The 25897-nt window shown below is 73.6% G+C and carries 24 protein-coding genes; 16 read left to right on the plus strand and 8 right to left on the minus strand.

Going from position 1 to position 25897, the window contains the following annotated elements:
- Window positions 1-27 precede the first annotated feature (27 nt).
- Together ACIQI7_RS30670 and ACIQI7_RS30675 are read right to left on the minus strand one after the other, a co-directional pair.
- Window positions 28-1170 (minus strand): acyl-CoA dehydrogenase family protein, encoded by a 1143-nt coding sequence (locus ACIQI7_RS30670; protein ID WP_401116316.1) that lies wholly within the window; start codon window positions 1168-1170, stop codon window positions 28-30.
- 2 nt (window positions 1171-1172) lie between these two features.
- Window positions 1173-2468 (minus strand): CaiB/BaiF CoA transferase family protein, encoded by a 1296-nt coding sequence (locus ACIQI7_RS30675; protein ID WP_401116319.1) that lies wholly within the window; start codon window positions 2466-2468, stop codon window positions 1173-1175.
- 332 nt (window positions 2469-2800) lie between these two features.
- Between ACIQI7_RS30675 and ACIQI7_RS30680 the strand changes: the two genes are divergently transcribed.
- The 5 genes from ACIQI7_RS30680 to ACIQI7_RS30700 all read left to right on the plus strand — a co-directional run bounded on the left by ACIQI7_RS30680 (window position 2801) and on the right by ACIQI7_RS30700 (window position 7304).
- Complete coding sequence (locus ACIQI7_RS30680) at window positions 2801-3379, plus strand: GNAT family N-acetyltransferase (RefSeq protein WP_401116322.1); 579 nt, start codon at window positions 2801-2803, stop codon at window positions 3377-3379.
- An 82-nt stretch (window positions 3380-3461) separates the two neighbouring features.
- Window positions 3462-4439 carry a hypothetical protein gene (locus ACIQI7_RS30685; protein WP_401116325.1) on the plus strand — a complete coding sequence of 326 codons (978 nt, stop codon included), beginning with the start codon at window positions 3462-3464 and terminating at the stop codon, window positions 4437-4439.
- On the plus strand, window positions 4436-5704 hold the full coding sequence (locus ACIQI7_RS30690; RefSeq protein ID WP_401116328.1) for a sensor histidine kinase: 1269 nt from the start codon (window positions 4436-4438) through the stop codon (window positions 5702-5704). Before ACIQI7_RS30685 ends, ACIQI7_RS30690 begins: the two co-directional genes overlap by 4 nt.
- A 113-nt stretch (window positions 5705-5817) precedes the next feature.
- Window positions 5818-6477, plus strand: a complete 660-nt coding sequence (locus ACIQI7_RS30695; RefSeq protein WP_401116551.1) for a response regulator — start codon at window positions 5818-5820, stop codon at window positions 6475-6477.
- Between the two features lie 173 nt (window positions 6478-6650).
- Window positions 6651-7304 carry a Pr6Pr family membrane protein gene (locus tag ACIQI7_RS30700; protein ID WP_401116331.1) on the plus strand — a complete coding sequence of 218 codons (654 nt, stop codon included), beginning with the start codon at window positions 6651-6653 and terminating at the stop codon, window positions 7302-7304.
- Between the two features lie 164 nt (window positions 7305-7468).
- Here ACIQI7_RS30700 and ACIQI7_RS30705 read toward each other — a convergent pair whose 3' ends face one another.
- On the minus strand, window positions 7469-7681 hold the full coding sequence (locus ACIQI7_RS30705; protein WP_401116334.1) for a hypothetical protein: 213 nt from the start codon (window positions 7679-7681) through the stop codon (window positions 7469-7471).
- A gap of 263 nt (window positions 7682-7944) precedes the next feature.
- Here ACIQI7_RS30705 and ACIQI7_RS30710 point away from each other — a divergent pair, with 263 nt between their 5' ends.
- Window positions 7945-9501, plus strand: coding sequence for a S41 family peptidase (locus tag ACIQI7_RS30710; RefSeq protein ID WP_401116337.1), 1557 nt, complete (start codon window positions 7945-7947; stop codon window positions 9499-9501).
- A gap of 6 nt (window positions 9502-9507) precedes the next feature.
- Here the strand turns inward: ACIQI7_RS30710 and ACIQI7_RS30715 are convergent, their stop codons facing one another.
- A complete protein-coding gene (locus ACIQI7_RS30715; protein WP_401116340.1) occupies window positions 9508-11121 on the minus strand; it encodes an ABC-F family ATP-binding cassette domain-containing protein in 1614 nt (537 codons plus the stop codon).
- Between the two features lie 585 nt (window positions 11122-11706).
- Between ACIQI7_RS30715 and ACIQI7_RS30720 the strand changes: the two genes are divergently transcribed.
- The 4 genes from ACIQI7_RS30720 (at window position 11707) to ACIQI7_RS30735 (ending at window position 16245) form a co-directional block, all read left to right on the plus strand.
- Complete coding sequence (locus ACIQI7_RS30720; protein WP_401116343.1) at window positions 11707-12921, plus strand: trypsin-like serine peptidase; 1215 nt, start codon at window positions 11707-11709, stop codon at window positions 12919-12921.
- A 230-nt stretch (window positions 12922-13151) separates the two neighbouring features.
- Window positions 13152-14789 carry an ABC-F family ATP-binding cassette domain-containing protein gene (locus ACIQI7_RS30725; RefSeq protein ID WP_401116346.1) on the plus strand — a complete coding sequence of 546 codons (1638 nt, stop codon included), beginning with the start codon at window positions 13152-13154 and terminating at the stop codon, window positions 14787-14789.
- A gap of 68 nt (window positions 14790-14857) precedes the next feature.
- On the plus strand, window positions 14858-15541 hold the full coding sequence (locus tag ACIQI7_RS30730; RefSeq protein WP_387758189.1) for a nitroreductase family protein: 684 nt from the start codon (window positions 14858-14860) through the stop codon (window positions 15539-15541).
- A gap of 83 nt (window positions 15542-15624) precedes the next feature.
- The gene (locus ACIQI7_RS30735; RefSeq protein ID WP_401116350.1) at window positions 15625-16245 is read left to right on the plus strand and encodes a GNAT family N-acetyltransferase; all 621 of its coding nucleotides are present in this window, start codon (window positions 15625-15627) and stop codon (window positions 16243-16245) included.
- A 10-nt stretch (window positions 16246-16255) separates the two neighbouring features.
- On the opposite strand, the gene ACIQI7_RS30740 is transcribed toward ACIQI7_RS30735, so the two are convergent.
- Entirely contained in the window at window positions 16256-17209 is a 954-nt protein-coding gene (locus tag ACIQI7_RS30740) for an aldo/keto reductase (RefSeq protein WP_401116353.1), read from the minus strand.
- 210 nt (window positions 17210-17419) lie between these two features.
- On the opposite strand from ACIQI7_RS30740, the gene ACIQI7_RS30745 reads away from it, so the two are divergent.
- The 4 genes from ACIQI7_RS30745 to ACIQI7_RS30760 all read left to right on the plus strand — a co-directional run bounded on the left by ACIQI7_RS30745 (window position 17420) and on the right by ACIQI7_RS30760 (window position 21415).
- Window positions 17420-18046, plus strand: coding sequence for a DUF3592 domain-containing protein (locus ACIQI7_RS30745; RefSeq protein WP_401116356.1), 627 nt, complete (start codon window positions 17420-17422; stop codon window positions 18044-18046).
- Window positions 18047-18292: 246 nt separating this feature from the next.
- Entirely contained in the window at window positions 18293-18865 is a 573-nt protein-coding gene (locus tag ACIQI7_RS30750; RefSeq protein ID WP_401116359.1) for a carbohydrate binding domain-containing protein, read from the plus strand.
- Window positions 18866-19482: 617 nt separating this feature from the next.
- Entirely contained in the window at window positions 19483-19830 is a 348-nt protein-coding gene (locus ACIQI7_RS30755; protein ID WP_401116362.1) for a hypothetical protein, read from the plus strand.
- Between the two features lie 223 nt (window positions 19831-20053).
- On the plus strand, window positions 20054-21415 hold the full coding sequence (locus ACIQI7_RS30760) for an SDR family oxidoreductase (RefSeq protein ID WP_401116554.1): 1362 nt from the start codon (window positions 20054-20056) through the stop codon (window positions 21413-21415).
- 28 nt (window positions 21416-21443) lie between these two features.
- Here ACIQI7_RS30760 and ACIQI7_RS30765 read toward each other — a convergent pair whose 3' ends face one another.
- Both ACIQI7_RS30765 and ACIQI7_RS30770 read right to left on the minus strand, forming a co-directional pair.
- A complete protein-coding gene (locus ACIQI7_RS30765) occupies window positions 21444-21947 on the minus strand; it encodes a hypothetical protein (RefSeq protein ID WP_401116365.1) in 504 nt (167 codons plus the stop codon).
- A gap of 37 nt (window positions 21948-21984) precedes the next feature.
- On the minus strand, window positions 21985-22728 hold the full coding sequence (locus ACIQI7_RS30770; protein WP_401116368.1) for an SDR family oxidoreductase: 744 nt from the start codon (window positions 22726-22728) through the stop codon (window positions 21985-21987).
- 97 nt (window positions 22729-22825) lie between these two features.
- Here ACIQI7_RS30770 and ACIQI7_RS30775 point away from each other — a divergent pair, with 97 nt between their 5' ends.
- A complete protein-coding gene (locus ACIQI7_RS30775; RefSeq protein WP_401116371.1) occupies window positions 22826-23491 on the plus strand; it encodes a TetR/AcrR family transcriptional regulator in 666 nt (221 codons plus the stop codon).
- Window positions 23492-23644: 153 nt separating this feature from the next.
- On the opposite strand, the gene ACIQI7_RS30780 is transcribed toward ACIQI7_RS30775, so the two are convergent.
- Entirely contained in the window at window positions 23645-24295 is a 651-nt protein-coding gene (locus ACIQI7_RS30780; RefSeq protein WP_401116374.1) for a TetR/AcrR family transcriptional regulator C-terminal ligand-binding domain-containing protein, read from the minus strand.
- 1370 nt (window positions 24296-25665) lie between these two features.
- On the opposite strand from ACIQI7_RS30780, the gene ACIQI7_RS30785 reads away from it, so the two are divergent.
- A complete protein-coding gene (locus tag ACIQI7_RS30785) occupies window positions 25666-25854 on the plus strand; it encodes a DUF397 domain-containing protein (protein WP_401116377.1) in 189 nt (62 codons plus the stop codon).
- Window positions 25855-25897: the final 43 nt, after the last annotated feature.

Below are 25897 nucleotides of genomic sequence, written 5' to 3' on the forward strand. Positions count from 1 at the left end.
ACGGACAGCGGCGGGAACGGGGACCGCTCAGCCGAGGACGGACCGGCCGACGATCTCCTTCATGATCTCGGTGGTGCCGCCGTAGATGGTCTGGATGCGGCCGTCGGTGAACGCCCGGGCGACCGGGAACTCGCTCATGTAGCCGTACCCGCCGTGCAGTTGGAGGCAGCGGTCGGCGGTGCGCTTCTGCAGTTCGGTGGCCCACCACTTGGCCATCGAGGCGTCCACCGGGGTGAGCGCCCAGCGGTTGTGCTCGGTGATGCAGCGGTCCACGAACGCGCGGGTGACGGCGCACTCGGTGGCCAGTTCGGCGATCTCGAAGCGCACGTGCTGGAGCTTGGCGAGCGGGCGCCCGAAGGCCTCGCGCTGCTTGACGTAGTCGGTGGTGATCTCGACCAGGTACTCGGCACCGGCGATCGCCGCGGCGGCGATGGTGAGCCGCTCCTGGGCGAGGTTCTGCATCAGGTGGACGAAGCCGCCGTTGAGCTCGCCGATCAGGTTCCCCTTCGGCACCCGGACGTCCTCGAAAAACAACTCGGCGGTGTCCTGGGCCTTCTGGCCGATCTTGTCGAGGTTGCGGCCGCGCTCGAAACCGGGCGCGCCGCGCTCGACGGCCAGCAGGCTCAGCCCGTGCGCGCCGCCCTCCGGGGTGGTGCGGGCGACCACGATCACCAGGTCGGCGAGGATGCCGTTGGAGATGAAGGTCTTGGCGCCGTTGAGCAGGAAGTGGTCGCCCTGGTCGACCGCCTGGGTGCGGATGCCCTGGAGGTCGGAGCCGGTGCCGGGCTCGGTCATCGCGATCGCGGTGATCAGCTCGCCCGAGCAGAAGCCGGGCAGCCAGCGGCGCTTCTGCTCCTCGGTGGCGAGCGAGGTGAGGTAGGGGCCGATGATGTCGTTGTGCAGGCCGATCGCCAGACCGGAGGCGCCGGCCCGGGCGAACTCCTCGGCCAGCACGGCGGCGTAGCGGAAGTCGGGGGTGCCACCGCCGCCGTACTCCTCGGGGACGGCGAGGCCGAGCAGGCCCTGACGGCCGGCCGCGAGCCAGGCGGAGCGGTCGACGATGCCGGCCTTCTCCCAGCGGTCGTAGTGCGGCAGCACCTCCTTGGCCAGGAAGGACCGCACGGTGGCCCGGAAGTCGTCGTGCTGCTCGGTGAAGATCTCGCGCTGCACCGCTACTCTCCTTGCTCTGCCGGCACGTTGGCCGAAGTCTTGGCCGAAGTCTTGGCCGAAGTCTTGGCCGAAGCACTCGCCGAGGGGTCGGTCGAAGCGCCGCCGGCCGAAGCGCCGGTCGAAGCGCCGGCCGAAGGGTCGGGGGAGGGATCCGAGGAGGGGTCGAGGGAGGGATCCGAGGAGGGGTCGAGGGAGGGATCCGAGGAGGGGTCGAGGGACGGGACGCCCCAGTCCCGGGCCACCTCGGCGGTGTCCGCGCCCGGGCGGGCCGGCGGGCGGCGCAGGGCGCCCGGGGTGACGGAGAAGCGCGGGGCGGGGGCGGGTTGGGTGACGCCGTCCGCCTCGACGTACGTCCCGCGCGCCGACAGGTGGTCGTCGGAGGCGGCCTGGCGCATCGTCAGCACCGGTTCCACGCAGGCGTCGGATCCCGCGAAGACGGCCTCCCACTCGGCCCTGGTCCGGGTTCCGAAGCGGGCGGCGATCAGGGCGCGCAGTTCGGGCCAGCGGGCCAGGTCGTACTGGCCGGGCGCGTCCGGGCCCAGCTCCAGCAGCCGGGCGAACTCCGCGTAGAAGCGCGGCTCCAGCGCACCGACGGCCAGGTGGCCGCCGTCGGCCGCCCGGTAGACCGCGTAGAACGGCGCGCCGCCGTCGAGCAGGTTGACGCCCCGGCGGTCCTGCCAGTGGCCGGCCGCGAGCAGGCCCCACAGCATGCTGCCGAGGTGTGCCGCGCCGTCCACGATCGCGGCGTCGACCACCTGGCCGGCGCCGGTGGCGCGGGCGTGGTGCAGTCCGGCGAGCAGGCCGACGACCAGGTAGAGCGAGCCGCCCGCGTAGTCGCCCAGCAGGTTGGCCGGGATGCCGGGCGGCGCCTCGGCCCCGCCCGGCGCCGCCACCATCCCGAGCACCCCGGCGACCGCCGCGTACCCGAGGTCGTGCCCGGCGGTCGCCGCCCGGGGGCCGTACTGCCCCCAGCCGGTCATCCGCCCGTACACCAGCGCGGGGTTGCGCGCGAGGCACTCCGCGGGGCCCACCCCGAGCCGCTCCGCGACACCCGGCCGGTAGCCCTCGATCAGCAGGTCGGCCCGCTCGACCAGGTCCAGCACCCGTCCGGGGCCCTCGTGGGACTTCAGGTCGATGAGCACCGAGCGCTTGTTGCGGTTGCTGAGGTCGTACGCCGGGTCGGTGCCGAGCGGCGAGGGGTCCGGCCGGTCCACCCGCACCACGTCCGCCCCGAGGTCGCCCAGCAGCATCGCCGCGAACGGCCCCGGCCCGATTCCGGCGAGCTCCACCACCCGCACGCCCGCCAGCGGGCCACCGGCCCCCGGGCCACCCGCCGGGGCACCCGGACCGCCCGGGCCCGGTGCACTGCTTGTGTCACGCACTGGCCGCAGAACCCTTCGGGGTTTGACAGTAAAGCTGTAACACTCGGGATGATAGGCAAGCGACCGGTCAGTAACAAGACCTCCGCGCCCGGCCGCGCCCACCGGCCCCGAGCCCACTCCGGCGTCGGCTCCGCATCGGCTCCGCACCTTCCCGGCACGCCCCGGGCAGGCCCCGGAAATCAACCGGACGACCGGCTCCGTAACGGCCTATCCTGCGATGCAGCCATTACGAAGACGGGGGAAGCACCATGACCACCACCGACCGGACCGACCGGACCGACCAGGCCGACCTCACAGACCGGACCGTCCCCACCGCCCGCACGATCGTCGCCGTCTCCGAACGGCTGGTGCTGACGCGGCCGCAGGAGGGGGACGTCGAGGCGGTGTTCGCGATCCACGGCGACCCGGAGACCAACCGGTACAACCCGTACGGGCCGCAGCGGGACCGGGCGGCGGGCCGGGAGATGCTGGACGGGTTCGTCGCCGACTGGGTGCGGGACGGCGTGGGGTACTGCGCCGTCGCCACCCGGGAGGACCCGGAGACGGTCATCGGGTTCGCCGGTCTATTCCTGCACACGCTGGACGGGGAACGGGTGTTCAACCTCTACTACCGGTTCCGGCCGTCCGCCTGGGGGCGGGGGTACGCGGCCGAGGCGGCCCGGGCCGCGATGGCCGAGGCGCTGCCGCGCCACCCCGGCATCCCGGTGATCGCCCTGATCCACGCCGACAACCTGCCCTCCCGCCGGCTCGCCCAGCGGCTCGGCCTGGTCGCCGATCCGGACGGCCGCACCGACGAGGAGGACCGGCTGATCCACCGGATGGCCTGAGCCCGGAGATCCCCCGCCAGGGGGAGCGGGATCGCGCCCCGGGCGGAGGACCCGGGGCGCGGCCCGGCGGGACCGTGGGGGCATGAGGATCAACGAGCACACGGTGCGGGCCGGGGCGGCCTGGACGGCGGTGGCGGCGACCGGGCCGTACCTGACCCTGAAGCTGCTCTGGCTGACCGGGCATCCGGTGGGATCGGACGACGCCGGCGAGATGGACCGGCTGTGGCTGGTGAACCTGCTGACCTTCGGCATGGACGCGATCGCCGTGGCCCTGGCGCTGGCGTTCGCCCGGCCGTGGGGGCGGCGGGCCCCGGCCGGGCTGGTGGCGTTCCCGATGTGGGTGGCGACCGGGCTGCTGGGCACGATCCTGGTCGCGCTGCCGCTGTACCTGCTGAGCCTCCTGGTGCTCGGCCCCGAACGCGGCGACCCGGACGACAAGGGCGTCGGCGACTGGGTCTTCCTCGTCGTGTACGGCGGCTTCACCGTCCAGGGCCTCGCCCTGATCACCGCCTTCGCGCTGTACGCCCGCCGGCGCTGGGCCGGGCTGCTGCGGGAGCGGATCGGCGACCTGCCCGACTCCCCCACCCTGACCGTGCAGCGCACCCTCGCCTGCGTCGCCGCGCTGCTCGCCGCGGGCGTCGCGGCGGGCCGGGTCTACTGGGCGCTCGGCGGCAGCGCCGGGCTGCCGCAGAGCATGGCGGAGGACCGCAACCGGGGCGTGGTGGTGATGGACGGGGTGACTGCGGCGATGGCGGTCGCCGCGACCGCGGCACTGCTGGGCATCGTCTTCCGGATCCGTCCGGGGCGCCGGCTGCTCGGGCCCCTGGTGGTGGTCTGGACGGCGGCCGGTTCGCTGTTCGGCTGGGGCGGCTGGCAGCTGGTGGCCTTCGGGGTGTCGACGACCCGGGTGACCGAACTGCGGATGGCCGTGCCCGGGCTGCTGCCCCTGGTGCAGGCCGCCCAGGTGGTGGCCGCCGTGCTGGTGCTGGCCGTCGGGGCGGTCGCGCTCACCGAACGGGGCGCCCAGCGGCGCGCCGCTGCCGTAGAGTCGCGCGGGTGATCACGGGGGTGGGCGGCCGCTTGCGGCGTACGGCGGGGGCGGCGGTCGGACGGCGGGCCCGGCTGCGCTGGGTGCACCTGGTGTTGGGCGGCGCGCTGCTGATGCCGTACTGGATGCTGTCGGTGGTGCTGTTCGGGGCGCTCAACCCCGACCAGTCGCCCGCCCGCCAACTGCTCCTGTACGTCCTGTCGCTGCTCACCTCGCTGCCGATGGCCGCCGTCACCGCGCTGGTGCCGATGGTGCGGGGCCTGGAGGGCGCGGCCGCCCGGGCGCTGTGCTCGGTAGCCCGGCCGGAGGAACTGGCCACCGGACCGGCCCGCTCCTGGGCGGCCCGGTGGCGCACCGCGCTCTGGTACGTGCTGCACGTCCTGTTCGGCGGGGTGGTCGCCGGGATGACGCTGGCCGGCACCCCCTTCGCGGTGGTGCTGCTCCTCGGCTTCCCGGGGACGGAGGAGTTCGTCCGCACCTGGCAGCGGCACTTCCCCGACTGGCTGACCACCGGCCCCGCCCTCGGCCTCGGCGTGCTCCTCCTGATCGTCGGCACCAACGCCGCCTGCGGCGCGCTGCTCGCCCGATGGGCACCCGCCCTGCTCGGCCCGACCCCGGAGGAGCGGGTGGCCGCCGCCGAGCGCCGGGCCACCGTGCTCGCCCAGCGCAACCGGCTGGCCCGCGAGCTGCACGACTCGGTCGGGCACGCGCTCAGCGCCGTCGGCATCCAGGCCTCGGCCGCCGCCCGGGTGCTGCGCAGCAACCCGGACTTCGCCGCCGAGGCGCTCGCGGCGATCGAGGAGACCGCCCGGGCCGCCGTCGCCGAACTGGACACCGTGCTCGGACTGTTGCGCGAGGAGGACCCGGAGGCCGCCGAACCGGCCGGGCCCACCCTCACCGGGCTGGACGACCTGCTGCGCCAGCTCGGCCGCGCCGGGGTGGCGGTGGACGCCGAGCTGGCGCCCGGGCTGGCCGGCCTGCCCGAGGCGGTCTCCCGCGAGGCGTACCGGATCGTGCAGGAGGGCCTGACCAATGTGCTGCGCCACGCCGGGCGCGCCCCAGCCGGACTGCGGGTCGGGCTGGCCGACGGCCGGCTGGAGATCGAACTGACCAACCCGCTCGGCCCGGCCCGGCCGAGCCGCCCCGGCGGCGGGCGCGGACTGCGCGGGATCGGGGAGCGGGCGGCAGCCCTGCACGGCGGCAGCACGGCGGGCCCGGACGAGGACGGAACGACATGGCGGCTGGCCGTCTGGCTGCCGGCGGAGGGGACGACGTGAACCAGGGCGTGGACCAGGGCGTGAACCAGAGCGTGATGCAGAGCGCGGACCAGAGCGTGAGCCAGAGCTCGACTCAGGACGTGGACCGGGACGTGAACCGGGACACCGACGTCATCCGGGTGGTGATCGCGGACGACGAGCGGCTGGTCCGCCTGGGCCTGCGGGTGGTGATTGACAGCGAGCCCGACCTCACCGTGGTCGGCGATGCCGCCGACGGCGCCGAGGTCGTCCCGCTGGTGCGGGAACTGCGCCCGGACGTGGTGCTGATGGACGTCCGGATGCCCGGCATCGACGGCATCCGGGCCACCGAACAGCTGGTCAACGGGATGACCACGCCGCCGCGCATCCTGGTGGTCACCACCTTCGAGCACGACGACCACGTGTACGACGCGCTGCGCGCGGGCGCCGCCGGGTTCCTGCTGAAGCGGGCCCGGGCCGAGGAGATGGTGCAGGCGGTACGGCTGGTCGCCCGCGGGGACTCGCTGCTGTTCCCGGCGGCCGTCCGCGACCTCGCGCTGCGCCACGGCGCGGACCGGCGGCGGGAGGCGGAGTCGGCGGACCGCGGGCCGATCGGCCGGCTGACCGAGCGGGAGGGGCAGGTGCTGCGGCTGATGGCCACCGGGCTCAACAACGGGGAGATCGCGCGCCGGCTGGTGGTGAGCCAGGAGACGGTGAAGACGCACGTCGGCAGCGTGCTGGCCAAGCTGGGCGCACGGGACCGCACCCAGGCGGTCATCGCGGCGTACGAGTCGGGGTTCGTGCTGCCCGGCTGACGCCCGCCCGGCACCCGGCCCGGCTCCGCCCCTCGCCCAGCACCCTCCCCGGCGCACCGGCGCCGGGAGCGTCGAACGCGGATTCCATCCGATCGTAACCAGCGAGTAGAGTGCGGCTTTCCCCCTGCAACGTCCGATACCTCCCGTATCGCCTGGAACGAACTGGTGGCCGCATGACAGTCCGGACCCGACCCGCGCTCTGGTGGCGCATGGGCATCGTGCTCTCTGCGGGCCTCGGCCTGATCCTCGGAACCGCGCCGCTGGTCTACTTCACCGTGCAGAGCAACGTGATCGTGTTCGGCTACTTCGTCGGCGCGGTCTACTGGATGCTCAAGCGCGACACCGTGGACGCGCCCGCGCCCCGGCTGCGCGGCGCCGCCACGCTGTACATCCTGATCACCGGCCTGGTCTCGCACGTCCTGCTCGAACACGGCGCCAACCCGCTGCCCGGCCTGTTCAGCGGGCCGGACAAGCTGGCGCACTGGTCGTCGTTCTTCCTGCACTACGTGACGCCGGTGATGGTGATCGTCGACTGGCTGGTGCTCAGGCCGCGCAACGCCGCCGCCTGGAAGGACATCCCGCTCTGGCTGGCCTTCCCGCTCGGCTACGCGGCGATCGTGCTCACCCGCAACGCGCTGTTCGACGACTACCCGCTGCCCTACCCGTACTTCTTCTTCGACCCGACCACCAAGGGCTACGGCTACGTCTGGGGCCAGATCGCCCTGCTGACCGTCGAGTTCGTGGTGCTCGCCGCGCTCGTCGTCGGGCTGGACCGGCTCGGGACGCGGATCGCGGGCAGGCTGCGGCCGGCGCCGCAGGCCTCCTGACCCCGGCGGACCCGGCGCGGCGGCCGGCCTCGGATCCGCGGACCCGCAGATCCGCAGATCCGCAGATCCGCCAGGCGCGGATCCGGTCGGCCGCCGCGTACACGTCCGACCGGGCCTCAGCCACGTCGCGCGCCGGCTCCACCAGCGCCCGTCCGCGTCCGGTCTCAGGCGGCGGGGGAGTCCTCGGGGCAGGCCGCGTCGAACCCGGCCCGGTGCGCCTTCCGGAACGCCACCGCGTGGTCCACGAAGACCCGGCGCTGCTGTTCCCGCACGCTCAGGTCGCGGATGTACGCCTTCACCGGCTTGCCGTCCGCCGCGGCGGCCTCGCGGATCGCGGCGGGCTCGTGCTCCGTGTACTCGATGTTGAGCGCAGGCATGCCGCCGGTGCTGCCGGAGCGAAGGGCAGTCGGGGCCGCGGACGGCGGATTCCCACCCGCGGCCGGACCGGCCGCTGTCGAGGCCGCCCGGGACCGTTCCGCCGCCTCCGGATGAGCCCTGAGGAGGATGCCGGATGGGCCCGGAGGAGGAAGCGGGTGCGGCGCGTGGGATGACGACCGGGCCGCTGGGCCGCCGTAGCGTCGGCGGGGAGCGGTGGCGGAGGGGTTCCGCGGGGGAGACCGGGGTTCGGCGGAGGCCGGAGATGAAACGCAGGAGCACGGGCAGCGCCGCGGCGGTGGCGCTCGCGACGGCCGTGGGGCTGGCGGCACCAGGGGCGGCCGCCGCCCAGGGGGCGACCTCGCCCCAGGGAGCGCCCGCCCTCCAGGGAGTGCGGGCGAACCCGCTGGAGGGGGTCTGGCGGACGGAGGGCTACGGTCTGCTGATCGCGGTCTCCGGGAACGGACTCACCACCTACGACGTGACGGCGCACAGCTGCGTGCCCGGATGGATCAAGGGGACGCAGACCACGGCCCCCGACCCGGACGGCACCACCCGCTACGCCGTGGACGGTCTGGCCCTGACGATCACCCCCAGGGGCCGGAACCGGGCCGTCGAGCGCGAGGAGGGCGGGGTCGGCAGCAAGACGCTCACCCGACTGGCCGCCCTGCCGGCGCTGTGCGCGAAGCCGGCGCCGAACGATCCGCTCGCGGTCTTCGACCGGTTCTGGGAGAACTTCGAGGAGAACTACCCGTTCTTCGCGGCCAAGGGCGTCGACTGGCACGCCGTCCGGGACGAGAAGCGGCGCACGATCACGCCGACGACGACCCCCGACCAGCTGCAGGCCGTCCTCGTGGACATGCTCCGCCCGCTCGGCGACGCCCACACCGGGCTGGCCCGGGTGGTCGACGGGCAGGCCGAGGACGTGTTCAGCGGGCAGCGGCCCGGGTCCACGGTGCGGACCGAGGTACTGACCGCGCGGGCCCGACGGGCCGCGGCCGCCCAACTCACCGGCCCGGAGCGGGAGTTCGCCGGCGGTCGGCTCGGCACCGGCCGGCTGCCCGACGGCCTCGGCTACCTCCGGGTGAGCAGCTTCGACGACTACGCCGACGGCGGCTTCCGGAGCCAGGTCGACGAGCTGGACCGGGCGCTGGACGCCGTGCTGGCCGGCCCGGACCGGCCCACCGGCCTGGTCGTCGACGTCCGGCTGAACGGCGGCGGCTCGGACGCGCTCGCGCTGCACATCGCCGCCCGGCTCACCGACCGCCCCTACGTCGCCTATCGGAAGGTGGCGCGCAACGACCCGGCCGACCCGACGAAGTTCACCCGGCCCCAGCCGATCACCGTACGGCCCTCGGCGGGCGGGCGCTTCACCGGGCCGGTGGCCGTGCTCACCTCCTCGATCTCCACCAGTGCGGCGGAGACCTTCACCCAGGCCATGACCGGCCGCTCCCCGCGGGTGCTCCGGGTCGGCGAGAACACCCAGGGCGTCTTCTCCGACATCATGGTCAAGACGCTCTCCCCGGACTTCCTGGCCATCCTGCCGAACGAGAAGTACCTGACCCGGAACGGCACCACCTACGACGGCCCGGGCATCCCCCCGGACGTCCGCACCCCGGTGTTCACCCCCGACGAGCTGGCCGCACTCAGGGACTCGGCCCTGAGCACGGCCCGCCGGATGCTCACCGAGGACGCGCAGCACGCCCGGGGCGACCAGGGCGCCGAGGACGCGCAAGACGTCCAGGGTGCGCGGGCCGACCAGGGTGCGCCGGACCGGCAGGGCCGACAGGACCGGCAGGAACACCGGGCCCGGCAGCGGTAGGAGGCGCTACATCGGCTCCACCGCCCGCAGTTCGCCGTCCAGCTCCAGCCACCGGGTGAGCCCCAGGCCGCGCAGGAACGCCACGTCGTGGCTGGCCACGATCAGCGCGCCCCGGTACGCGGCCAGCGCCTGGGTGAGCTGGCGGACGCTGGCGAGGTCCAGGTTGTTGGTCGGCTCGTCGAGCAGCAGCAGCTGCGGCGGCGGGTCGGCCAGCAGCAGGGCGGCCAGCGTCGCGCGGAACCGCTCGCCGCCGGAGAGGGTGGCGGCGGGCTGGTCGGCCCGGGCACCGCGGAACAGGAAGCGGGCCAGCCGGGCGCGGACCGCGTTGTCCCCGGCGGCGGGGGCGAACAGCTTGACGTTCTCCACGACGGAGCGCTCGTCGTCCAGCAGGTCGAGCCGCTGCGGGAGGTGCCGCAGCGGCACCAGGGTGACCACCTCCCCCGCCAGCGGCGCGAGTTCGCCCGCGATGGTGCGCAGCAGGGTGGTCTTGCCCGCGCCGTTGCGGCCGACCAGGGCGATCCGCTCGGGCCCGCGCAGGTCGAGGTCGGCCGTGGTGCCGTAGGGCAGCCGGACCTTGTCCAGGGTGAGCACGGTGCGCCCGGCCGGGACGGCGGTGCGCGGCAGGTCGATCCGGATCTCGGCGTCGTCCCGGACGGCCTCCTCGGCCGCGCTGACCCGCGCCCTGGCCTCCTCCAGGCGCTCGGTGTGCATGCCCTGGAGCCGGCCGGCCGTCTCCTGGCCCTTGCGCTTGAGCATCCCGGCGAAGATGTGCGGGTCGTTGCGGGTGACCGAGCGCTTCTTGCCGTACGCGGCGCTGCGGTCCAGTCGGATCCGGGCCTCGGCCAAGTCCCGTTTCTGGCGCTGGACGTCGGCCTCGGCGTTGCGCAGCACCCGCTCGGCCGTCTCCTGCTGGGCCGCGAGGGTGCGTTCGTACTCCGCGAAGTTGCCGCCGTACCAGGTGACTTCGCCGTCCCTCAGGTCGGCTATCTGGTCGACGTGCCGGAGCAGTTCGCGGTCGTGGCTGACGATCAGCATCACGCCGTTCCAGCCGGCCACCGTCTCGTAGAGCCGCTCGCGGGCGGCCCGGTCGAGGTTGTTGGTGGGCTCGTCGAGCAGCAGGACGTCGGGACGGGCCATCAGCAGGGCGGCCAGCCGCAGCAGCACGGCCTCGCCGCCGGAGAGTTCGCCGGTGGTGCGGTCGAGGCCGAGGCGGCGCAGGCCGAGCCGGTCGAGGGTGGCGCGGGCGCGCTCCTCGACGTCCCAGTCGTCGCCGATCGCGTCGAAGTGGCGCTGGTCGGTGTCGCCGGACTCGATGGCGTGCAGGGCCTCGCGGGTGGCGCGGATGCCGAGCGCCTCGTCCACCCGCAGGGTGGTGTCGAGCGTCAGGCCCTGCGGCAGGTAGCCGAGTTCACCGTCGATCCGGACGGTGCCGCCGGTCGGGGTGAGTTCACCGGCGATCAGCCGCATCAGGGTGGACTTGCCCGCGCCGTTGAGCCCGATCAGGCCGGTGCGGCCGGGGCCGACGGCGAGGTGGAAGCCGTCCAGGACGGGCTTGCCGTCGGGCCACTCGAACGAGAGCTCGGTGCAGAGGACGGCGGTGGTGGTGGGTTGGTGTGCCATACAGGCCTCCCGGGGTGGTTGCCGAAGGGGTGGTGAGCAACACGGGGAGACACCGCGGGTGCGGAACCGGGGACGGCCGGGAGGAGGTGGAGGGTGGCGTCACGCAGAGGAGCGCCACGGGCCGTGACTGAGGTCGCACACTCGCGCACCGCGCGACGGCAGCAGGGCCTGCGCGGCGGGGGCGGTGTCCCGGGACCTCAGTAGAGCAACGGCCTTCTCCTTGTCTGGCTGATGACGCGGACCACGGTAGGCAGCCGCTGCGCCACCCGCAACCGATTTACCGGCCCCGGCCCGCCGGGCCTGCCTTGCCTCCGCTCCGCCAGGCCTGCCCGGCCGCCGCTCCGCCCGGAGCGCCTGGTGCGCCCGGCGCCGCGGAAACCGGCGCGACGGAGGCCCGGTGCCGATCCCGTGCCGAACCGGTGACAGCTTCGTCCCGGTCCGGTGACGGCTCCGTCCCGGTCAGGGGCGGATGTCGGGAGTCCCGCGGCCTCATGGCAGACTCCTCACCTGCCATGCCTGCGGCCGAGTGGGGCCGCACCCGGGGAACGGGCCGCATGGCGGTAGTCAACAGGGGGATTTGAACTCATGTCACCGATATCCCGGCCGGGCCGTGCCGTCCTGGGCGCCTCCGTCGTCGCGCTGACCATGGTGGTCGCCACCGCGTGCGGCCCCGACAACGCCGACCCGGCCGCGACCGCGGCTCCCAGCGTCGCGGCCAGCGTCCCCGGCAAGCCGGGCGCGGCCCCGATCAAGCTTCCGACGCTCGAGGAGCTGAAGACCTGGAAGCTCGAGGACTGGGACAAGTGGGCCCAGGCGAACGTCATCACCCCGGCGGCCAAGGGCTACTGGACCCTGCAGAAGCTGCTGGAGGCCAAGCCGAAGCCGCTGCCGGCGCCCGCCCCGGACGCGACCCAGCCGCCCGCGCAGCCCACCGGCGCCGCTCCGGCCACCAGCGCGCCCGCCCCGGCCCAGCCGACCGCGGCCCAGCCCGGCGGCGGCGCGGACCAGCTGCCCGCCATGGTCCCGGCCAAGCCCGTCGCGCACCCGTTCCCGAAGAACATGCACGTCAACGGCAAGATCTTCTTCAAGGACGGCAACGAGGACTACGTGTGCTCCGGTACCGTCGTCTCCGACCCGGCCAACCCGGGCAAGAGCAACCTGGTGTGGACCGCCAGCCACTGCCTGCACGGCGGCAAGGGCAACAAGTACTACACCGACATCACCTTCGCCCCGGCCTTCAACAGCAACGGCGTGCTGAGCAACGGCAACAAGCAGGCCAAGCTGGAGGACGCCGAGCCGTACGGCGAGTGGACCGCCACCTCCGGCATGGTCTCGCCGCAGTGGACCGCCGAGGCCGACCCGGAGAAGGGCGGCCCGTGGAGCCAGTACGACTTCGGCATCATCAAGGTCGCCAACCCCACCCCGGGCGGCAAGTCGCTGGAGGAGACCGTCGGCGGCTCCGTCCCGCTCTGGTTCAACGCCCCGCGTGACCAGGTCGGCGCCGTCAGCAACTACGGCTTCCCGGAGGGCAAGCCCTTCGACGGCGTGGAGCTGGAGCACTGCGACGGCGGCAAGCCGTCCAAGAAGACCGGCGACCCGAGCCGCCCGGCGATGCTGCTGATCGGCTGCAACATGACCGGCGGCAGCAGCGGCGGCGGCTGGTTCGCGACCAAGGACGGCAAGCCGGCCCTGGTCAGCGACACCTCCATCGGCAACGGCGCGAACACCTACGAGGCCGGTCCGTACCTGGAGGACGTGGCCCAGCACATGTTCGAGTACTTCTCGAAGAAGGCCAAGTGATCCACCGGTGACCAGGTGATCCGGCAGTCCTGTGATCAGGTGGTCCCGTGATCAGGTGGTCCCGTGACCAGGTGATCCGGTAGTCCGGGGGCCGCGGCTGAGCCGGCCGCGGCCCCCGGCGTTTCCGCGCCCGCCCGCCGGTTCCCCCACCCGGCCGCCGCCGGTTCCCCCGGCGCCCGTCCCGCCGTTTTTCCGCCGCCCGGGCCGCTCCTCCTACAATCGGCCCCATCATGAGCGCGACACTCGTAGTCAAGGACCTCAGCGCCGGCCACGGCGAACGCACCCTCTTCTCCGGCCTGGACCTGGTCATCGCCCCCGGCGACGTGATCGGCCTGGTCGGCGTGAACGGCGCCGGCAAGTCGACCCTGCTGCGGCTGCTGGCCGGCCTGGACACCCCCGAGGGCGGCTCGCTGCGGCTGAGCCCGGCCGGCGCCAACGTCGGCCACCTGCCGCAGGAGCCGGAGCGGCGCGAGGGCGAGTCGGTGCGTGACTTCCTCGCCCGCCGCACCGGCGTGGCGGCCGCCCAGGCCGCGCTGGACGAGGCCACCGAGGGCCTGGTCGAGGGCCGGCCGGGCGCCGACGACGCGTACGCGGCGAGCCTGGACCGCTGGCTGGACCTCGGCGGCGCCGACCTGGAGGAGCGCGCCGAGGAGGTCGCCGACTCGCTCGGGCTGAAGGTCTCGCTGGACCTGCCGATGACCGCCCTGTCCGGCGGCCAGGCCGCCCGGGCCGGTCTCGCCTCGCTGCTGCTCTCCCGCTACGACGTCTTCCTGCTGGACGAGCCCACCAACGACCTCGACCTGGACGGCCTGGAGCGGCTGGAGTCCTTCGTCAAGGGCCTGCGTGCGGGCACCGTGCTGATCAGCCACGACCGCGAGTTCCTGGCCCGCACCGTGACCAAGGTGCTGGAGCTGGACCTGCACCAGCAGCAGGTCAACCTGTACGGCGGCGGCTACGAGGCGTACTTGGAGGAGCGGGCGGTGGCCCGGCGGCACGCCCGCGAGGAGTACGACGAGTACGCCGACACCAGGGCCGGGCTGGAGGCCCGGGCGCGGATGCAGCGCGGCTGGATGGAGCACGGGGTGCGCAACGCCCGTCGCAAGTCCTCCGACAACGACAAGATCGGGCGTGCGACGCGCGCCGAGTCCACCGAGAAGCAGGCCTCCAAGGCCCGGCAGACCCAGCGGATGATCGAGCGGCTGGAGGTGGTCGAGGAGCCGCGCAAGGAGTGGGAGCTGCGGATGGAGATCGCCACCGCGCCGCGCTCCGGCTCGGTGGTCGCCACCCTGCGCGGGGCGAGCGCCCGGCGCGGCGACTTCGCCTTCGGCCCGGTGGACCTCCAGATCGACTGGGCCGACCGGGTCGCCATCACCGGCGCCAACGGCGCCGGCAAGTCCACGCTGCTGGCCGCCCTGCTCGGTCGGCTGGAGCTGGACGGCGGCAGCGCCTCGCTGGGCTCCGGCGTGGTGGTCGGCGAGGTGGACCAGGCGCGCGGGCTGTTCCTCGGCGGGGAGCCGCTGGCGGACGCCTTCGCCGCCGCCGTACCGGAGCTCTCGCCGGAGGAGGTGCGCACCCTGCTGGCCAAGTTCGGCCTCAAGGCGGTGCACGTGCTGCGCCCGGCCGGCACCCTCTCCCCCGGCGAGCGGACCCGGGCCGCGCTGGCGCTGCTGCAGGCCCGCGGGGTCAACCTGCTGGTGCTGGACGAGCCCACCAACCACCTGGACCTGCCCGCGATCGAGCAGCTGGAGTCCGCGCTCGCCTCGTACACCGGCACCCTGCTGCTGGTCACCCACGACCGGCGGATGCTGGACACGGTGACGGTGAACCGGCGGATCGAGGTCCGGGACGGGCGGGTGCACGAGATCTGAGCCGCCACTGACCGGCGATTGGTCTCTACCTCTTCCCGGAGGGCCCGTCATGTGCTGTGCTGTCCGCCATGGTTGACAGCACAGACAGCGCCGTGGCGGGGACGTCCCACCCGACCGTCCCGCTCACGCCCATGACGGTGCCCGCCCACGAGGCCGAGGCCCGCAGCAGGACCTTCCACGAGGTGATGGCCCAGCGCCGGACCGTCCGCGACTACTCCACCCGCCCGATCCCGGATGGGGTGCTCGAGTGGGCGGTCCGGACCGCGGGCACCGCGCCCAGCGGCGCGCACGTCCAGCCCTGGCGGTTCGTGGTGATCACCGACCCGGAGCGCAAGCGGCGGCTGCGCGAGGCGGCCGAGGCCGAGGAGCGCGAGTTCTACGGCCACCGGGCCTCGGCGGAGTGGCTGGCCGCGCTCGCCCCGATCGGCACCGACTGGCGCAAGCCGTTCCTGGAGGACGCGCCGGCCGTGATCGTGGTGTTCGAGGTGCACAAGGGCCCCGACTCGCCGCGCCCGTACTACACCAAGGAGTCGGTGGGGATCGCGGTCGGGCTGCTGCTGGCCACCCTGCACCAGGCCGGGCTGGCGACGCTGACCCACACCCCGAGCCCGATGAGGTTCCTCAACGAGGTGTGCGACCGCCCGGCCGAGGAGCGCGCGGCGTACGTGATCCCGGTCGGCTACCCGGCCGAGGGCGCGCGCGTGCCGGATCTGCGGCGCAAGGAGCTCGACGAGGTGATGGTCCGGCTCTGACGCGCCGGGGTGCGGCCGGGCGCGCCCGCCACCGGGGGGACCTCGAATGGTGACAGGTCCCGGCCAAGGACATAATCGCCGTCATGAGCCCAGCACAGCCGCGGTCCTGCGGTCCCGGCCCGCCGGCCGTGGCGGTGACCGCCGGGCGGCCGCCGGAACGGCTGCGGCTGCCCGGCGGCCTCTGGCTGCGGCGCCGCCGCAGTACCCACGCGGAAGCGCTGAACCGGGCCGTCCGCGCCAACCTGGACCACCTGCGGCCCTGGATGGAGTGGGCGGCCGAGGCCCCCTCCCGGGCCCGGACCGCCGAGCTGACCCGGTCCGGCGCGGCCGCCTGGGAGGCCGGCACCGACTTCATGTACCTGGCCGGCCTGGACGCCGAACCCGGCGGCGTGATCGGCGCCTTCGGCCTGCACGGGCGGATCGGCCCGGGCGCGCTGGAGATCGGCTACTGGGTCGCCGCCCGGCACGTCGGCCGCGGCATCGCCACCGCCGCGGCCGGGGCGCTGACCGAGGCCGCGCTGGCGCTGCCCGGGATCACCCGGGTGGAGATCCACTGCGACCAGGCGAACGGCGCCAGCGCGGCCGTCCCGCGCAAGCTCGGCTACCGGCTGGACCGGGTCGCCGAGGCGGCCGTCCGGGCGCCGGGCGAGACCGGGCGGCAGCTGGTGTGGGTGATGGAGCGCCGGGGGCTCCGAGAGCCCTGAACGCCGGCCCTCAGTAGCGCTCGCCGGTCGCGGCCGGCAGCGCGTCCAGCTCCGCCAGGTCCGCCGCCGAGAGCTCGATCCCGGCCGCGCCCACGTTGTCCGCCAGGTAGCGCGGCGTCCGGGTGCCCGGGATCGGGAAGACGTACCGGCCCTGCGCCAGCACCCAGGCCAGCGCGACCTGCGCCGGAGTGGCGCCGATCCGCTCGGCGACCGCCCGTACCGTCCCGACCAGCTCCAGGTTGGCCTTCAGCGCGTCCTGCTGGAAGCGCGGCAGCCGGCGGCGGAAGTCGTCGGCGGGCAGCTCCTCGAAGGACGTGATGCCCCCGGTCAGGAAGCCCCGGCCGAGCGGCGAGAACGGCAGGAAGGCGATGCCCTGCTCCTCGGTGTACGGCAGCACCTCGGCCAGCACGTCCCGGGTCCACAGCGACAGCTCGGACTGCACCGAGGCCACCGGGTGCACCGCCTGCGCCCGCTTGATCTCGTCCAGCGTCGCCTCGGAGAGCCCGATGCTCCGGGCCTTGCCCGCCGCGACGACCTCGGCGAAGGCGCCCCAGGTCTCCTCGATCGGGACCTCCGGGTCTACCCGGTGGAGCTGGTAGAGGTCGACGTGGTCGGTGCCGAGCCGGCGCAGGCTCCCGTCGATCGAGCGGCGCACGTGCTCGGGCCGGCCGTTGCGCTCCTGCTGGCCCCCGCCGCCCGGCACGATGCCCACCTTGGTGGCCAGGAAGGCGCGCTCCCGGTACGGGCCGGCCAGCGCGGCGCCGACCACCTCCTCGTTGGTGTAGGGGCCGTACATGTCGGCGGTGTCGATCAGGCCGACGCCGAGGTCCAGCGCCTGCCGGATCACCCGGACCGAGTTCTCGTCGTCCCGGTTCCGCACGTCGTAGGCCCAGGTCATGCCCATGCAGCCGAGACCGATGACGCCGATCTCGGGTCCGCCGGTACCGAACGAGGCGTTGCGCATGGCGGTGCTCCCATCGTGTTTCGCGTGGTGGTGCCGATCAACGCCTTCAGCATTCACCTTGGAGTGCACTCAAGGTCAAGCCCGTTCCGTCCGGCCCGCACGGAGGAGCCCGGCCCGCACGGAGGAGCCGCCGGGGAACCGGACGGCGGTGATCGCCGTCCTCCTGACGAAGGGTCACGCGTTCGACAGAACGATCCACGGGGGGTGGACATGCCCCAGGACGGAGCTGCCGTCGGCATCGTGGTCGGAGCCATCGGGCTGCTGGCCGTCGGCCTGGGGGTGGTCAAGCCGGTGCTCGGGGTTCGGCGGGCCCGGCTGGACCTCCGGACCCCGGCCGAGGGGCTGTCGGCCGAGGCCCGCTGCCTGGAGACGTACACGACGCAGGAGCGGGACCCGTCCAGCCGGCGCACCCGGACGGAGCGGCACGTGATCCTCGGGTTCCGCACCCGGGACGGCGCGGAGGTCCGACTGGAGGACACCTCCGGCGCGCGGCGCGTCGTGGGCGACCACGCGACGGTGCGGTACCTGCCCGACCGGCCGCACCGGGCCGTGGTCGTCGACCGGGGCCGGGCCGGGATCGCGACCCGGATCGCCGGGGACGTCCTGATCGGCCTGATCGTCGTCGCCTGGGGGACGGTCTTCGCCATCAGCGGCTACAACACATTCCAGGACTCCCGGCGCGCCCCACTGTCCCCCCGGTCCCCGGTCTCCACGCCTACGTCCACGCCCCCCGATTGGGAGTACCCTCCGGCGACCGTCTGCACCAACGAGCCGGGCTCCGGCCTCCCGGTCTGCCCGCACGTCGCCCCCACCCTCAAGCTGCCCCAGGCGCCATAACGCACCGCCAGGAACGCTTCGACCCTTCCCGGAACCCGCCCCCGACGGGGCTTCCGGGACCGGGAAGTGCTTGACGTGCACAGCTGGTCTAGTCCAGTTTGATGCTCAGCACCACGTTCCCCGCATCGAGTTCCCCCGCACCGCGCTCCCCCGCCCTCCCCCGCACCGGACCACCCCAGGGCCGCCGCCCGCCGCGCGTCTCCCCCTCGCGGCGCGGGCAGCCGCCACGTCCCGAGAGGCACCCCCATGCCCAGCGCGCCCCAGCACGCCCCCACGCGCCGCCGCCCCGCCCGTCGGACCACCCTGCTGAGCCTCGCTGCCGCCGCCGCGCTCGCCGCCGGCGGACTGGCCGTCCTCGCCGGGAACGCCGGTGCCGCCGACGGCAACCTGCTCGCCGACGGCGGACTGGAGAGCGGCGCGGCCGGTTCCTGGAGCTGCTCCGCCGACACCGGGAGCGTGGTCGACTCCGTTGCGCACAGCGGAACGTACGCGCTCCAGGGCGCGGTGAGCGCGAGTGACACCGCGCAGTGCGGGCAGACCGTCAGCGTCCGGCCCGACACCGAGTACACGCTCAGTGCCTGGGTGCAGGGCCGGTACGTCCACCTCGGCGCCACCGGCAGCGGCACCACCGACCCGGCCACCTGGACCGCCGGCGGCGCCGACTGGCAGCAGCTGTCCACGCGTTTCACCACCGGGCCGGCCACCACCAGCGTCACCGTGTACCTGCACGGCTGGTACGGGCAGGGCGGCTACCTCGCCGACGACATCGCACTGACCGGCCCCGGCGGCGTCAATCCGGCGACCTCGCCGCCGAGTTAGCCCCCGCCGGGCCCGACCGGCACACCGACCGGCCAGCCCACCGGCGGCCCGACCAGCGCCCCGACCGGCGGCCCGGGGGGCGAGCGTCGCGCTTCCGGTCGCCCCGTACGTCGACATGGGCGCCTGGCCCACCCCCTCGATGCCCGAACCGGCCGAGGCCGGCGGCCTCAAGGGCTACACGATGGGCTTCGTCACCGGCGTCGGGTGCAAGGCCGGCTGGTTCAACGCCTACGACCCTCGCACCGCCTGGGCCAAGGACCAGGTGGACGCGCTGCGCGCGGCCGGCGGCGACGTCAAGGTCTCCTTCGGCGGCGCCGCCGGCACCGAACTCGCCGCCGTCTGCGGCACGGTGGACGCGCTGTTCACCGAGTACGACGCCGTGGTGAAGGCCTACGGGCTGCGCTACGTCGACTTCGACCTCGAGGGCGCGGCCATCGCCGACACCGCCGCCAACGAGCGCCGCTCCACCGCGCTCGCCAGGCTCCAGCAGGCCCACCCGGCCTCAAGGTGTCGTACACCCTGCCGTCCTGCCCGAGGGCCTGACCAGCGAGGGCGTCGCCGTCGTCAAGTCCGCCCGGGACGCCGGGGCGGCCGTCGACCTGGTCGACCTCCTGGCGATGGACTACCACCGCAGCGGGACCGACTACGGCGACGCCGCCGTGCAGGCGGCCCAGTCGCTGTTCGGCCAGCTCAAGTCGCTCCACCCGGCGAAGACCGACACCCAGCTGTGGGCCATGGTGGGCGCCACCCCGATGGTCGGCGAGAACGACGACCACCAGGTCTACGACCAGGCCGACGCCCGGCAACTGCTGGCCTTCGCCCGGCGGTACCACCTCGGGATGCTCTCCTTCCGGGACGCCACCCGGGACGCCGACGCCTGCACCGGCGGCCCGCTGTCCACGTGCACCGACATCCCGCAGCAGCCGTACGAGTTCGCGAGGATCATCGGCCAGTACGCGGGCTGATCCCGGCGGGTCACCCACGGGCGCCGGGCATCCCACCGTCCGCCTCCCGCTACTGCCCACCGGGGGAAATTGGCATCTCATCGTCCCGGACCGTCGATTACAGTCCGTCCCACCTGTACGGCACGAGGGGGCGGACATGACGGTCCGGGACGACCACATCCAGTTGAGCACGACCACTCCGGCCTGCGACGAGGCGGCCTGCGACGAAGTGGCCGGTAACGACGTGGCCGGCGCGGCGGGCGTCACCGCCGAGGAACTCGCCGCCTTCAGCCGCACCCTCGGCCGGCTGCGCGCCCTCCCCGCCCACGACCGCACCCGGCTGCACGCCGAGCGGCAGCTCAGCTCCTTCGTCATGGAGAGCCGCAAGCGCCGCCGCCAGGAGGCCCGGCAGGCCCAGCGGCAGGCCGACGCCGACCTGCTCGCCACCACCGCGACCGGCCGCCGGACCCGCCGCGAGGACGCGCCGCTGGTTGCGGCGGACGGGCCCCGCGGCCCGGTCGGCGAGCTGCGGCTCCCGCGCAAGTGCTACGTCTGCAAGCAGGCCTACCGCCAGGTCGACGGCTTCTACCACATGCTCTGCCCGGACTGCGCGGCCGACAACACCGCCCGCCGCGCCCTCGGCACCGACCTGCGCGGGCGCCGGGCGCTGCTCACCGGCGGGCGGGTCAAGATCGGCTTCCAGCTCGCGCTGATGATGCTGCGGGACGGCGCCGAACTGGTCGTCACCAGCCGCTTCCCGCAGGACACCGTCCGCCGCTTCCGGGCCGCTGAGGGCAGCGGGCAGTGGTGGGAGCGGCTCACCGTCGTCGGCATCGACCTCCGCGACCCGCGCCAGGTCATCGGCCTGACCGACCGGTTGCGCGCCGAGGGGCGTCCGCTCGACATCCTGGTCAACAACGCCGCGCAGACCCTGCGCCGCCCGCCCGAGTCGTACGCGCTGCTGGCCGCGGGCGAGCAGGACGCCCTGCCCGCCGCCGACCGCCGGGCGATCGGCCACGCCGCACCCGGGTTCCGTCCGGTCACCGGACTCGCCCAACTCCCCTCCGGCGCCAGCTCCTTGCTGGACCTCGCCGACGAGGCCGGACTGCTGCCCGACCTCGCCCCCGCCAACTCCTGGTCCGCCACGCTCGGTTCGCTCGACCCGGCGGAGGTCCTGGAGACCCAGCTGGTCAACGCGCTGGCCCCGGCCCTGCTCTGCGACCGGCTGCTGCCCCTGCTGCTGGCCTCGCCGCACCCCGCCCGCTACATCGTCAACGTCACGGCGGTGGAGGGCCGGTTCGCCGTCCGCAACAAGACCGCCCGGCATCCGCACACCAACATGGCGAAGGCCGCGCTCAACATGCTCACTCGCACCAGCGCAGCCCAACTCGCCGACCAGGGCGTGCACATGTGCGCCGTCGACACCGGCTGGATCACGGACGAGAACCCGGCGCCGAAGAAGGCCAGGATCGCCGCCCACGGGTTCCGCACCCCGCTCGACGTCGTGGACGGCGCGGCCCGGATCTACGACCCGATCGTCCGCGGCGAGGCCGGGGACCCGGTGTCGGGGGTGTTCCTCAAGGACTACCGGGTGGCGGAGTGGTGACGCCCGGGCGCGCCGGCGCGGCGGCGGCTCAGGTGTCGTAGCAGCCGCACCAGGGGGCGTCGAAGCCGAGGCCGTCGGGGTACAGCTCGAAGTGGATCCGCTCGTCGTCTTCGGCCTCCTCGTCCTCTTCGATCTCCCTGTCCTTCTCGGCCTCCTCGCCCTCGTCGTCCTGCTCGCCCTCGTCGTCCGACTCGTCTTCGTCGTCCGGCTCGTAGTCCTCGCGGACCAGGCCGAACAGCTCGCCGTCGACGTGCACGGCGAACGGGGCGATCGCGATGTCCCGGTACTCCCGGCCGGGCAGGGCGTCGAGCTCTTCCGCCAGCAGGCGCTTGGCCTCCACCGCGTCGCCGGCGGGGCGGATCCGCGAGTCGAGGTGCCGGCCGGCGTCGTCGAATCGGTGCAGGACGGCGTAGTACCGGCCGACGCCGAGGCAGACGGCCGAGGCGAAGAACTGGCCGCCCTGCCAGCGGCCGATGGTGTCGGTGCGGTAGTCGGGCCGGTGGCTGATCGGGACGACGTCGGGAGCGTTCACGGTCACACCGTACGGGTGGCCTGTGACAATGGACCGCTCAGCGCCCGGTGGGCAGGTTGGCCCCGCCGGTGCAGTCGAACACCACCCCCGTGACGAAGCTGTTGGCGGCCAGCATGTGGATCGCCCGGGCGACGTCCTCCGCGCGGCCGACCCGGCCGACCGGAGTGGTGGCGGCGAGGCCCTCGAACAGCGCGGTCCGCTGCTCGGCCGGGACGCGGTCCCACCACGGCGTGTCGATCACGCCGGGCGAGACGGCGTTGACCCGCAGCGGGGCGAGTTCGACGGCCAGCGGCGGGACCATCGCCTCCAGCGCGCCGTTGATGGCGGCCAGTCCGGCGGTTCCCGGGATGGCGGCGCGGGCCGAGGCGGCGGTGATCAGGGTGACCGAACCGTCCGTGCGCAGGTGCGGCAGCGCCGCCTGGAGGACGCGCACCTGCGGCCAGAACTTGCCGTCGAAGCCGGTCGCCAGCTCGGCCAGGTCCAGCTCGGCGAACGGGCCGGCGCCGGCCGCGCCGCTGACCGCGACGACCAGGTGGTCCACGGTGCCGGCGCCGGCGAAGAACTCGGCGAGGGCGGCCGGGTCCGCCGCGTCCAGTCGGCGACCGGTGCTCCGGCCGCCGATCCGGGCGACGGCGGCGTCCAGCCGGTCGCGGTCGCGGCCGGTGACCACGACCTCGGCACCGTCCGCGGCGAAGGCGGTGGCCGCCGCCTCACCGATGCCCGAGCTGCCGCCCATCACGACGACGCGCTGTCCGGCGAAGAGGTTTGACGCAGTGCTCATGGTGGGGCCTTTCGCTTGTCGAGACCACCGGTTCCGGCAATGATGCTTGTCGAGACTGTTAGTCTTGTCAAGCGAGGGCAGGAGGAGAGGAAACCCGATGAGCGACACCGCCAAGGCCTCCAAGGCCGCCGAGGCCGCCGACAGCGCCGTGAGCACCGACGCCACCGAAAGCGCCGAGACTGCCGGGGCCGCGCCGGCCGTACGCCCGCACACCGGGCGCCGCCGCAACGAGGCCGCCCGCCGGGCGATCCTCGACGCCGCCCTGCGCCTGCTCGCCGAGTCCGACGGAACGCCCGTCACCATCGACGCGATCGCCCGCACGGCCGGCGTCGGCAAGCAGACCGTCTACCGCTGGTGGCCCTCCAAGGGCGCCGTCCTGCTCGACGCCCTCACCGACCGCGCAGACCAGGACGTCCACGGCCCCGACACCGGCGACCTCCGCACCGACCTGCGCGCCTTCGTCACCAACACCTTCGAGGCGGCCCAGCGCGACACCACCGCCTCCGCCCTGCGCACCGTCGCCCGCGAGGCCGCCCGCGACCCGCACCTCGCCGAACTGATGCGGACCTTCACCGCCGCCCGCCGCACCGCACTGCGCGACCTCCTCACCAGGGCGCGCGACCGCGGCGAACTGACCGGGACCGCCGACCTGGACCTCATCGCCGACCAGGTCTACGGGGTGTTCTGGTACCGCTTCCTACTCGGCCACGGCCCCCTGGACGCCGACACCGCCGCACGCCTCGCCGACTCCCTCATCCCCTGACCCCGGGCGCCAGCAGGCGGTCCGAGCCCTCGGCGAGCAGAACGAGAAGCCCCTCCGCGACAGCCCGCGCAAGCGCGACGGCCCGCACGACGCGGTGCGGGCCTCGACCTTCCCGCCACGTGCGCGGGCAGCACCATCCGCCCGCGGCAGGTTTCAGGAGCCGCGCGGAGCCCGGCCGCGCACCAGGGGCAGGTACACCTCGTCCACGATCTCCACCAGGACGTCGTCCGGCGCGGTCGGCACCCCGCGCGCCATGAACTCGTTGCGCAGCAGCACCACCGCGACCGTCGCCACCCGGGGGTGCAGTGCCTCGGGGGCCGCCTCACCGCGGGCGACCGCGCGGCCCAGCACGGTGAGCCAGGGCGCCGCCGCGGCGTCGCCGGACTGGTCCTGCAGCTGCGCCAGGAACTCCGTCGCACCGCCGGCCGCGGCCAGCAGCTCGCGCAGCACGGCGCCCAGCGGGGAACTCCAGTGACGGTTCGCCTGGCGCAGCAACTCCAGGGCGTCGCCGCGCAGTTCACCGGTATCGGGGAGCGGCGCGGCCTTCGCGAGCTGCTTGTACGCGGCGAGGCCGAGCGCCAGCCGGTTGGGCCAGCGGCGGTAGATGGCGTTCTTGTTGGATATGCCGAAGCCGGCGGCGATCTGTGCGAGCGTGTCGTGCCGGCGTAGGCAGACCAGACCGCCGAGGGCACGCTGGTGGGGCGGGAGCTTGCAGCGTCGGTCACCCTCACGGGTGACGATGAGCATGGATATCCACTCGACCAGGGCGTGCGGCAGGTCGAGTCCAGCCGGATGGGGAACCACCGAGGCTCCTGCGCTGAAGAGTTGAGACCGAACACCTCCCTCAACGGCACGGAAACCTCATGCGTTGCGGGACGCTAACCCGTCACCCGATCAGCGGCCACTCTGAGAGAGTTCACTGATCACCCGCACCCACCGCCGCACAGAAAGTCGGCCCACCCGACTTCCTACGCAGCGGGCCACCGGGCGCCGGGCCACGGTGGCCTGCGGGGCGAGTGCGCGGCTGCTCGAATATGACGACCGGTCCATATATTCGACCACCAGCCCAGCATGAGAAGTCGGCCCAGCCGACTTCTCGCGCAGAAGGCCGGCCTCCAGCGCTCACAAATAAACCAAGCGGTCTACATATTCGCCTCGGATTCCGACCGAAGAAACCGAGTCGGCCGGTCCTCACAGAGGAGATGACCAGAGCGGACGTGCAAATGCAATGCCGCTGCACAGGAAGTCGACCAGGCCGACTTCCTGTGCAGCGAAATTCGCGCCCGCACGGCAGTACCACAGGAACACAGGAAGACAGGGTGCACTATCGCTCGGAGAGGGCACGCCGCGCGGGAAGTCGAGCCAACCGACTTCTCGCGCTACCCAAGCAGGATCGGGCGCAGAATATGACGGTCGGTCTACATAAACGCCTCCACCTGCGCACCACTGGGGGCACAGGAGGTCGGCCCCCTGACTTCTTATACAGAGAGGTCAACTCAAGCCAGCAAAAATAAACAGACCGGTCTATTTATTCACGCCAGGATGAAGCGGCCAGCCAGGAATCGAACAGGCCAGCCCATTACTCCTCAACTCGCGGCGGAGGGGACAAACCCGTAGGCGGCAATGCTGCGACACAGGAAGTCGGCCCACCCGACTTCTCGTGCAGAAGGCCGACGCGAGGCACCCACAAATAGACCGACGGTCTACATAGTCACTCGGGATGCGGCCGAGCAAGAAGTCGAACGAGCCGGGCCCAACCGGTCGTCCCGTAAACGACTTCCGCCTCAGTGGCGCCGGGGGCAATCAGGATGATCGGCATAAGGTGACGCGAGGTCGAGCCAGGTCATCGCATGGCCAGGGGTCGCCGTCATACCCGCAGTCACCGCAGTTGTCCCACGGTAGTTCGGGGTCGCCCGTGGCAGGACTGAGCACGTGGCGGTAGAACCGCGCTACAACATTCTCAGGGCGCAGGCTCAAGGCCCCGAGGAGTCACTGGCCTTGATCGAGAAGATCCTGGGGGAACGATGAAGACAGGAACGGTCCCCAGCCGGCCTTCGAGCCGGCCGCGTGGGGGCGTTCGTGAAGTCCGCCGCCACCACCGACGTTTGATCGAAGCCTCCCTCAACGGCCCACCGCCTCTCACGCGGCAGGCCGTTGGCGTACCGTCATGGACCATGGAAGTGGCCTGGTTCAAGAGCAGCTACAGCTCCGACAAGGAGTGCGCCTGCGTCGAGGTCGCCGAGGCCCCCGACACCGTCCACGTCCGCGACTCCAAGGACGAGTCCGGCCCCCGACTCACCTTCTCTCCCGCCGCCTGGCGGGCGTTCGTCGCCTTCGCCGCCACCGCCGCCGAGCCCGTCTGACCCGACAGGTCCACTCTGTACGGGTCCCGCCCGGCGCTCCTCA

Origin of the sequence: Kitasatospora sp. NPDC092039 (assembly GCF_044756065.1) — a bacterium.
Classification (GTDB): Bacteria; Actinomycetota; Actinomycetes; order Streptomycetales; family Streptomycetaceae; genus Kitasatospora.

Excerpts from the sequence above, each read along its gene's own strand:
- ACIQI7_RS30680 (WP_401116322.1), top strand. The coding sequence starts at position 2,801 with ATGACCACCACCGACCGGACCGACCGGACCGACCAGGCCGACCTCACA.
- ACIQI7_RS30685 (WP_401116325.1), top strand. The coding sequence starts at position 3,462 with ATGAGGATCAACGAGCACACGGTGCGGGCCGGGGCGGCCTGGACGGCG.
- ACIQI7_RS30700 (WP_401116331.1), top strand. The coding sequence starts at position 6,651 with ATGACAGTCCGGACCCGACCCGCGCTCTGGTGGCGCATGGGCATCGTG.
- ACIQI7_RS30705 (WP_401116334.1), bottom strand. The coding sequence starts at position 7,681 with ATGCCTGCGCTCAACATCGAGTACACGGAGCACGAGCCCGCCGCGATC.
- ACIQI7_RS30710 (WP_401116337.1), top strand. The coding sequence starts at position 7,945 with ATGAAACGCAGGAGCACGGGCAGCGCCGCGGCGGTGGCGCTCGCGACG.
- ACIQI7_RS30715 (WP_401116340.1), bottom strand. The coding sequence starts at position 11,121 with ATGGCACACCAACCCACCACCACCGCCGTCCTCTGCACCGAGCTCTCG.
- ACIQI7_RS30720 (WP_401116343.1), top strand. The coding sequence starts at position 11,707 with ATGTCACCGATATCCCGGCCGGGCCGTGCCGTCCTGGGCGCCTCCGTC.
- ACIQI7_RS30725 (WP_401116346.1), top strand. The coding sequence starts at position 13,152 with ATGAGCGCGACACTCGTAGTCAAGGACCTCAGCGCCGGCCACGGCGAA.
- ACIQI7_RS30730 (WP_387758189.1), top strand. The coding sequence starts at position 14,858 with ATGGTTGACAGCACAGACAGCGCCGTGGCGGGGACGTCCCACCCGACC.
- ACIQI7_RS30735 (WP_401116350.1), top strand. The coding sequence starts at position 15,625 with ATGAGCCCAGCACAGCCGCGGTCCTGCGGTCCCGGCCCGCCGGCCGTG.
- ACIQI7_RS30740 (WP_401116353.1), bottom strand. The coding sequence starts at position 17,209 with ATGCGCAACGCCTCGTTCGGTACCGGCGGACCCGAGATCGGCGTCATC.
- ACIQI7_RS30745 (WP_401116356.1), top strand. The coding sequence starts at position 17,420 with ATGCCCCAGGACGGAGCTGCCGTCGGCATCGTGGTCGGAGCCATCGGG.
- ACIQI7_RS30750 (WP_401116359.1), top strand. The coding sequence starts at position 18,293 with ATGCCCAGCGCGCCCCAGCACGCCCCCACGCGCCGCCGCCCCGCCCGT.
- ACIQI7_RS30755 (WP_401116362.1), top strand. The coding sequence starts at position 19,483 with ATGGACTACCACCGCAGCGGGACCGACTACGGCGACGCCGCCGTGCAG.
- ACIQI7_RS30770 (WP_401116368.1), bottom strand. The coding sequence starts at position 22,728 with ATGAGCACTGCGTCAAACCTCTTCGCCGGACAGCGCGTCGTCGTGATG.
- ACIQI7_RS30775 (WP_401116371.1), top strand. The coding sequence starts at position 22,826 with ATGAGCGACACCGCCAAGGCCTCCAAGGCCGCCGAGGCCGCCGACAGC.
- ACIQI7_RS30785 (WP_401116377.1), top strand. The coding sequence starts at position 25,666 with ATGGAAGTGGCCTGGTTCAAGAGCAGCTACAGCTCCGACAAGGAGTGC.